The organism is Raineya sp. (assembly GCF_053497555.1).
Genome location: NZ_JBRCWE010000016.1, coordinates 42,250 through 49,666, shown reverse-complemented (window position 1 = coordinate 49,666; position 7,417 = coordinate 42,250). Strand labels below are relative to the sequence as shown.

Here is a 7,417-nt window from a genome sequence, read left to right as displayed (position 1 = left end):
AGGAGGGGAACAAGGGGTGGTTTAAGTTATTAAAAATAAAAACTTGATAATCAAATTTTTAATCTTGCAACTCACGTTAAACGAACTAATTACTTGCCAGAGGCAGATTATACATCAAAATTTGGTTTAGTCCGTAAAGTACAAGTTTTGGGACTGCAAAAGTACCTGCTTTTTTGATATTTTCAAAATAAATACTATCTCCACCACATAAAATAGTTTGCAGGTCGGGGTGTAGGATTTGATAATACTCTCGCAAGCTATGGATTTCGCCTTTTACACCATTTACCGCACCGCTCAATATGGCTTCTTCGGTGGTGCTGGCTGTGATAGGCACTTCTTGTTCAGGCTTCCATTCTACAAGAGGTAATTTTTGAGTAAATTCGTGCATAGCTTTGAGCCTCATTCTCACGCCTGGGGCAATCATTCCGCCCATAAATTTGTTATCGGCAGTTACAAAGTCGTAGGTAATGCAAGTCCCTAAATCAATAACAAGGCAGGGTTTATCAGGAAAAAGGGCTTTTGCTCCGATTGCCGCCGCCAGCCTATCTGTTCCCAGCGTTTGCGGACTTTTGTAGCAGTTTTCAATAGGAACAGGTACGTTGTTATCAAAAATAAGCGGCTTTTTGGGTAGCTTTCCTGCAAGCAAATCAGTATCTTTTCTTACGGAACTTACAATAAAATTATCGGCATTGTAGCTTTCAATAGTTCGTAAAAGCAAATCGGTATCGGTAGTTTCCAGCCCTTCTACGAGCCGATTGTCTTCAAAAAGGGCTGTTTTAGAGCGTGTATTTCCTAAATCTATGGCTACGTTTTTCATTGGAAGTCAGCTTTTGATGTTTGGGTTCATAGGCTTGGTTTGAAAGTTTGAACTTTCAACCTATAAACTCTTATTTTTTGGCTCAAAATTAGCAAATATCATTCCAAACAATCAAGAATTTGTCTAAAAGATTTTGCATAAGGAAAACATTTTTTTACAGATAAAGTTGTATTTTGCAAGCAAAAAATATTTCAACCCTAAAATTTACTTCTATGGCAGATGCTTATATTTATGATGCACTTCGCACACCACGTGGCAAAGGCAAAGCCGAAGGTGCTTTGCATACCATTCAACCAGTGGAATTGGTGAGTACCTTACTGAAAACATTACGAGAAAAAAATCAGTTGGACACAAGTCTGATTGAGGATATTATTTTGGGCTGTGTTACACCTATTGGTGAGCAAGGAGCAGATATTGCTCGTACGGCGGCTCTGGTGGCGGGCTATGCCCAAACTACCGCAGGTGTACAAATCAATCGGTTTTGCTCTTCGGGCTTGGAGGCTATCAATATGGCGGCGGCATACATTATGTCGGGACAGATAGAAGCTATCATTGCGGGTGGGATAGAGTCTATGTCAAGAATACCTATGGGCTCAGACGGAGGAGCCTTATTTACCAGCCCTGCCGTTATTGCTAAGCATAAAATTGTACCACAAGGTATTTCAGCAGATTTGATTGCCACTAAATACGGCTATTCTCGCACCGATTTAGATACTTATGCCGTTCATTCGCATCAAAGAGCCTTTAAGGCACAAACCGAAGGGTACTTTAAGAAATCGGTTGTTCCTGTAAAAGACCAAGCAGGTTTTGTGATTTTAGATAAAGACGAAACCATTCGTCCTGATACTACTTTGGAAACTCTTGCCAAACTGCCACCTTCTTTTGCAATGATGGGGCAAATGGGCGGTCTGGACGGCTTGGCTCAGTTGCGTTATCCCGAAGTGGAACGCATAGAACATTTACATCACGCAGGAAATAGCTCAGGAATTGTAGATGGGGCTTCTGTTACGCTTTTGGGTAGCAAAGCATTTGGTGAAAAAACAGGCTTGAAGCCAAGGGCAAAAGTAAAGGCTTTTACTATCATTGGCTCTGAACCTACCATTATGCTTACGGGTCCTGTGCCTGCGGTGCAAAAGCTCCTTAAAAAACAAGGTATGCAACCTAATGATATTGACTTGTATGAGGTAAATGAGGCTTTTGCAGTGGTGCCTTTGTATTTTATGGATATGCTTGGCATTGCTCACGATAAAGTAAATGTAAATGGTGGTGCTATTGCAATGGGACACCCTCTTGGAGCAACAGGCTCTATTATTTTGGGTACGCTTTTAGATGAATTGGAGCGAAGAAATCTGCAAACAGGCTTAGCAACACTTTGCATAGGTGGTGGTATGGGTATCGCTACAATTATTGAACGAGTGTAAATATCAAGAAGGTCGGTAACTACCGACCTTCTTGATTTAGAATCTTACTTCGTAAATAGCTCTAATGGGAATTATTCTGCCTCCTTTTAGGGTAATAACATCTTCGCAAATAGCCCAAATGGTGGTATGAACATAGAAATTTTCGCTATTCACATCACGGAAGTAAATAAAGACTTTTTGTTGGTACAGATTGCCCAATTTTAAGCCTTTTTCTATGTTTATTTGCCGTAATTTACGTTCCTCTTCCGAGGTAAGCACATCAAACTTGGTAAAAGAGAATAGGTGTAAATCCTCTTTGCCAACTTCCTTACAATTGAAATTTAGTAGCTTCATAAGCATAAGAGTTTTAGGAAGTTCATAAAAAAATAAAAGTCATCTCTATAACTAATGTTTGAGCAATTTTGTTTTAGAAAAGCGATAACTTATTAAGAAAAGCGGCTTTGCTTTGGTAATTAAATGTGAACTTTTCCGTGAATGGTATAAGCAAAAACCCTTCATACTGCACGTATGAAGGGTTTTTAGTAGCGGAGGCAGGACTCGAACCTGCGACCTTCGGGTTATGAGCCCGACGAGCTACCAACTGCTCTACCCCGCGATGTAATTTGCGAGTGCAAAGGTACGAATAAAAATCTATTCTGCAAATTTTTTTGCAAAAATTTTTATTTTTTTGCAAAGCATATTACAAAAATATACCTTTGCAAGACCTTGAAGTTAAATTTTATGCAGTATCAAAGTCAGGATATAAGTCGTTACAATTTTTTAGTTACAGGTGGGGCGGGCTTTATAGGCTCTAATATTGTTGCTTATCTACTTGATAATCAAGTAAAAAAAATTAGAATTTTAGATAATCTATCTACGGGCTATCTGAAAAATATAGAACCTTTCCTGAGCCTTCCGAATGTTGAGTTTATTCAGGGAGATATAGCCTCGTCAGAAGTGTGTTTGCGTGCTTGCGAAGGGATTGATTATGTATTTCATCAAGCCGCTTTGGGTTCAGTGCCTCGTAGTATTCAGAATCCACTGGCAAGCCACGAAGCCAATGTTACAGGCTTCCTAAATATTCTTTGGGCTTGTAAAGAAAACAAAGTAAAACGCTTGGTATATGCCTCTTCTTCTTCTGTATATGGCGATAGCCCCATTTTACCCAAAAAAGAACACCAAATAGGCAAGCCACTTTCGCCTTATGCTCTTACCAAATCTATCAATGAGCAATATGCAGAAGTATTTGCACGTGTGTATGGCACGGAAAGCATAGGCTTGCGTTATTTCAATGTTTTTGGCTACAATCAAAGTCCCGAAGGGGCTTATGCGGCAGTGATACCACTTTTTATGAAAGCCTTGCTAGCTCAAAAATCGCCTATCATACACGGCGATGGCAAGCAAACACGCGATTTCACTTTTGTAGAAAATGCTGTACAAGCCAATATCAGAGCAATGTTTGCAGAAAACCCAGAAGCGGTAAATCGGGTGTATAATATTGCTTGCGGAGAGCAACTTTCGGTGCTGGAAATTTTTGAGATACTAAGAGAAATTTTTGCTGTCCAGATAGAGCCTCAATTTACAGAGCCTCGTAAAGGCGATATTCGCAATAGTCTTGCCGATATTTCTGATGCCCAAAATCTTTTGGGCTATCAGCCTACTATTTTTGCCAAAGAAGGCTTAAAACTCACGGCAGAATGGTTTAGAGAAAATCTTTAAGCCGTAGCTACGATTTTGAGAATATCCTCAACAATTTCTCTGCTATTAGAAAGGCGTGGAACTTTGTATTGCCCGCCTAATCTGCCTTTACGTTTGAGCCACTCATAAAAAGTACCCGCAGGCAAACTATGTACAATAGGCTTTTGCAGAGCTATATCCTGATAGCGTTTGGCATCATAATCGGAATTGACTTCTCGGAGGGTTTTATCTAAAATTTCTATAAAAAAATTTAAATCGGTAGGTTGTTGTTCGAACTCTATGAGCCACTCGTGTCCGCCTTTGGTGCCATCGCCTATGTAAATAGGACAAGCAGTGAAATCTACAATGGTAGCGTGTGTGTATTCGCAGGCTTTGGCAATGGCTACATCTGCATTTTCTACCATTAGCTCTTCGCCAAAAGCATTGATAAAGTGCTTGGTTCTGCCTGTAATCTTGATACGATAAGGATTGAGCGAAGTGAATTTCACAGTATCACCAATTCTATAACGCCAAAGCCCACCATTCGTAGAAATAACCATAGCGTAGTTGGTATCTGCTTCTACTTCTGAAATGGTAAGTGTTTTGGGGAACGGCTTATCCCATTCATCAATAGGTACAAATTCATAGAAAATGCCATAATCCAGCATCAGAAGCATATCGTCGCGGCTCAAATCGTCTTGTAAGCCAAAAAAGCCCTCGGAAGCATTATAGACTTCCATATATTTGAGGTTGGGGGCAATTTGGTTGAAAAGTGTTCTGTAAGGCTGAAAAGCCACTGCTCCGTGGAAAAATACTTCCAAATTTTCCCAAACTTCGTGGATTGTTTTTTTACCTGTAATTTCTAAGATTCTTTGCAAAAGTACCACCATCCAAGTAGGCACGCCCAAGAGGCTTGTGATATTCTGCCCAATGGTTTCTTGAGCCATTCTTTCAATTTTTTCTTCCCACTTGGCAAGCATAGCTACTTCAAGGCTGGGGGCTCGGAGTTTTTGAGCCCAAGCAGGTAGTTGTTGCGTAACAACTGCCGAAACATCACCATAAAAAATGCCTTTGGTTTCAAGACTTTCCTGAAAAGTACCGCCTATCCCCAAACCTTTGCCAAACATAAATTTGGTTTGAGGATTATTTTCCAAATACAAGGCAATTAGGTCTTTACCACCTTGAAAATGGCATTTTACAAGCGATTCTCGGGAAACAGGAATAAACTTGCTTCTGGCATTGGTTGTTCCTGAGGATTTGGCAAACCAATGGATAGGGGTACTCCAAAGAATATTTTGCTCGCCTTTCATCATTCGCATAATGTAGGGAGCAATCTCTTCATAAGCCGATACAGGTACTCGTTTGATAAATTGTTCTACATTGCGAATAGAAGCATAGTCGTATTTTTTGCCCCATTCGGTAGATTTGGCTTTGCTGATAAGGTAAAAAAATTGCCTTTCTTGCACCTCGGCAGCGTTTTGCATAAAGTGCCTAATGCGACGATAAGGGAAATGTAAGATTTTTTTTATCAGTGGTAAAGCCAAACGTACTAATCCATTCATACGAAATATAAAATCAGGAAACCAGATTTAGAAAGCAGGAACAATTTTTGAAATAATAACCGCAAAATTATAGTTTTTTGCTTGCAAAGTCAAATTTTGCTTTGCCACAATTTGAAAAATTTGCTTATTTGCGTCTTGCTAAAACGAAAAAGCTATGACAGGAAAAATTGCACTCATTACAGGAGCAACTTCGGGCATAGGGGAGGCTACAGCTCGGCTTTTTGCCCAAAATGGTCTGAAAGTTATTATTTGTGGCAGAAGAAAAGAACGCTTGAAAGCATTTGAAGCGGAGCTTTCAAAAATTACAAAAGTTTATACACTCTCTTTTGATGTAAGCCAGCAAAAAGAAGTTGCCGAAAGCCTTAATTCCCTGCCTGATGAATGGAAAAACATAGATATTTTGGTGAATAATGCAGGAAACGCTCACGGATTAGAGCCTATCCAGTCGGGCAAATTGAGTGATTGGGAGGCAATGATTGATATAAATCTCAAAGGTTTGCTTTACGTAACGCAGTGCGTTTTACCTCAAATGATAGAACGAGAGGAGGGGCATATTATCAATATTGGTTCTATTGCGGGCAAAGAAGCCTATCCTAATGGAAATGTATATTGTGCATCCAAGGCGGCAGTAGATAGCCTTACGAAAGGTATGCGTATAGATTTGAATCCATATGGCATAAGAGTTACGCAAATAGCCCCAGGACTTGTAGAAACGGAGTTTTCGTTGGTACGCTTCAAAGGAGATGCTCAAAGGGCTAAAAAGGTATATGAAGGCTATCAGCCACTTACAGCCCAAGATATTGCTGATGCCATTTGGTATGCCGTTTCGGCACCTGCTCACGTACAAATTGCCGATATGGTCATTTTCCCAACAGCACAGGCTTCTGCAACTATTGTTAGAAGAAAACTATCCTGATTTTCAAGTTTTTGTAGTTGCAGTTTTATATTTCCTTTTCCAACCTTTATAGGGGTTGTAGCCATTGGTATTTTTTTGATAGTAACCTGTACCATCGTAGGGGCGTTTGTCGGGGTGGCTTTTACATTCTACCGAGCAAGCACCTTCGTAGTCCCAGCCACATTTTTCGCAAATACAAACGTGATTGTTGCAATGAGGGTTTGCACAATTTATCATTCTATCACATTCGGTGCCGCAAATGTAGCAATGAGAAATCACTTTGGGATTTACCTTATTGACCTCCACGGCGATTCGGTTATCAAAAACATAACATTTGCCTTCAAAATCTTCGCCGCCTGCTTCCAAACCATATTTAATAATGCCACCGTGCAACTGATAAACGTTTTCAAAACCTTGTTCCAAAAGATAGGCACTTGCTTTTTCGCATTTAATTCCTCCTGTGCAGTAGGTAACAATCTTTTTACCTTTTAGCAATGGGAAGACTTCTTTTACCTTCTCGGGAAACTCTCGGAAGTTTTCAATATCCAGCGTAATTGCATTTTTGAAATGCCCAAGTTTGTGTTCATAATTGGAGCGGGCATCTAAAATGACTACATCGGGGTCATTTTTGAGTTTTTTGAAATCTTCGGGGGAAAGATGAATACCTGTTTTTCGGGTAGGGTCTATGTGGCGTAAGCCCGAATGTACAATTTCAGGCTTTACCCTTACGTGAATTTTCGTAAAGGTATGTCCTTGTACTTTTTCAATCTTAAAATCGGTATTCTTGAAGCGTTCATCAGAAAGAACATAGTCCATATACTTCTGACAGGCTTCTTTGGTGCCAGAAACCGTACCATTCAGCCCTTCGTGGGCAATAATGATACGCCCTAAAATGCCATTTTCAATGCAAAATAAATGATGCTCTTCACGATAGGCTTCGGGGTCGGCAATATGGGTATAGCAATAATACAATAGCACCCAATACTCTTGCCCTTGGGTAAGATTTTGATTTTCCATAAATAACCTTGCGTTTAGCTCTGCTTCAAACAGAGTGGTAAAATTTTTC

The 7,417-nt window shown here is 40.0% G+C and carries 7 protein-coding genes and 1 tRNA gene; 3 read left to right on the top strand and 5 right to left on the bottom strand.

Features of this window, described 5'->3' with window-relative positions:
• Positions 1 to 85: 85 nt before the first annotated feature.
• Positions 86 to 817, bottom strand: coding sequence for a type III pantothenate kinase (locus tag ACWITO_RS01860; protein WP_448528313.1), 732 nt, complete (start codon positions 815 to 817; stop codon positions 86 to 88).
• Positions 818 to 1,029: 212 nt separating this feature from the next.
• Here ACWITO_RS01860 and ACWITO_RS01855 point away from each other — a divergent pair, with 212 nt between their 5' ends.
• A complete protein-coding gene (locus ACWITO_RS01855; RefSeq protein WP_448528312.1) occupies positions 1,030 to 2,238 on the top strand; it encodes an acetyl-CoA C-acetyltransferase in 1,209 nt (402 codons plus the stop codon).
• A 36-nt stretch (positions 2,239 to 2,274) separates the two neighbouring features.
• Here the strand turns inward: ACWITO_RS01855 and ACWITO_RS01850 are convergent, their stop codons facing one another.
• Positions 2,275 to 2,571 carry a hypothetical protein gene (locus ACWITO_RS01850; RefSeq protein WP_448528311.1) on the bottom strand — a complete coding sequence of 99 codons (297 nt, stop codon included), beginning with the start codon at positions 2,569 to 2,571 and terminating at the stop codon, positions 2,275 to 2,277.
• Between the two features lie 189 nt (positions 2,572 to 2,760).
• Positions 2,761 to 2,833: transfer RNA gene (locus ACWITO_RS01845), tRNA-Met, on the bottom strand.
• 125 nt (positions 2,834 to 2,958) lie between these two features.
• On the opposite strand from ACWITO_RS01845, the gene ACWITO_RS01840 reads away from it, so the two are divergent.
• Positions 2,959 to 3,936 carry an SDR family oxidoreductase gene (locus tag ACWITO_RS01840; protein ID WP_448528310.1) on the top strand — a complete coding sequence of 326 codons (978 nt, stop codon included), beginning with the start codon at positions 2,959 to 2,961 and terminating at the stop codon, positions 3,934 to 3,936.
• Here the strand turns inward: ACWITO_RS01840 and ACWITO_RS01835 are convergent.
• Positions 3,933 to 5,456 (bottom strand): GH3 auxin-responsive promoter family protein, encoded by a 1,524-nt coding sequence (locus ACWITO_RS01835; RefSeq protein WP_448528309.1) that lies wholly within the window; start codon positions 5,454 to 5,456, stop codon positions 3,933 to 3,935. The two genes, ACWITO_RS01840 and ACWITO_RS01835, sit on opposite strands and share 4 nt — an antisense overlap.
• Before the next feature lie 154 nt (positions 5,457 to 5,610).
• On the opposite strand from ACWITO_RS01835, the gene ACWITO_RS01830 reads away from it, so the two are divergent.
• The gene (locus tag ACWITO_RS01830) at positions 5,611 to 6,372 is read left to right on the top strand and encodes an SDR family oxidoreductase (protein WP_448528308.1); all 762 of its coding nucleotides are present in this window, start codon (positions 5,611 to 5,613) and stop codon (positions 6,370 to 6,372) included.
• Between the two features lie 3 nt (positions 6,373 to 6,375).
• Here the strand turns inward: ACWITO_RS01830 and trhO are convergent, their stop codons facing one another.
• Positions 6,376 to 7,368 carry an oxygen-dependent tRNA uridine(34) hydroxylase TrhO gene (gene trhO / locus ACWITO_RS01825; RefSeq protein WP_448528307.1) on the bottom strand — a complete coding sequence of 331 codons (993 nt, stop codon included), beginning with the start codon at positions 7,366 to 7,368 and terminating at the stop codon, positions 6,376 to 6,378.
• Positions 7,369 to 7,417 lie beyond the last annotated feature (49 nt).

What these genes read in the sequence shown, in the direction of transcription:
- ACWITO_RS01860 (WP_448528313.1), bottom strand. Translation starts at nt 817, where the DNA reads ATGAAAAACGTAGCCATAGATTTAGGAAATACACGCTCTAAAACAGCC.
- ACWITO_RS01855 (WP_448528312.1), top strand. Translation starts at nt 1,030, where the DNA reads ATGGCAGATGCTTATATTTATGATGCACTTCGCACACCACGTGGCAAA.
- ACWITO_RS01850 (WP_448528311.1), bottom strand. Translation starts at nt 2,571, where the DNA reads ATGAAGCTACTAAATTTCAATTGTAAGGAAGTTGGCAAAGAGGATTTA.
- ACWITO_RS01840 (WP_448528310.1), top strand. Translation starts at nt 2,959, where the DNA reads ATGCAGTATCAAAGTCAGGATATAAGTCGTTACAATTTTTTAGTTACA.
- ACWITO_RS01835 (WP_448528309.1), bottom strand. Translation starts at nt 5,456, where the DNA reads ATGAATGGATTAGTACGTTTGGCTTTACCACTGATAAAAAAAATCTTA.
- ACWITO_RS01830 (WP_448528308.1), top strand. Translation starts at nt 5,611, where the DNA reads ATGACAGGAAAAATTGCACTCATTACAGGAGCAACTTCGGGCATAGGG.
- trhO (WP_448528307.1), bottom strand. Translation starts at nt 7,368, where the DNA reads ATGGAAAATCAAAATCTTACCCAAGGGCAAGAGTATTGGGTGCTATTG.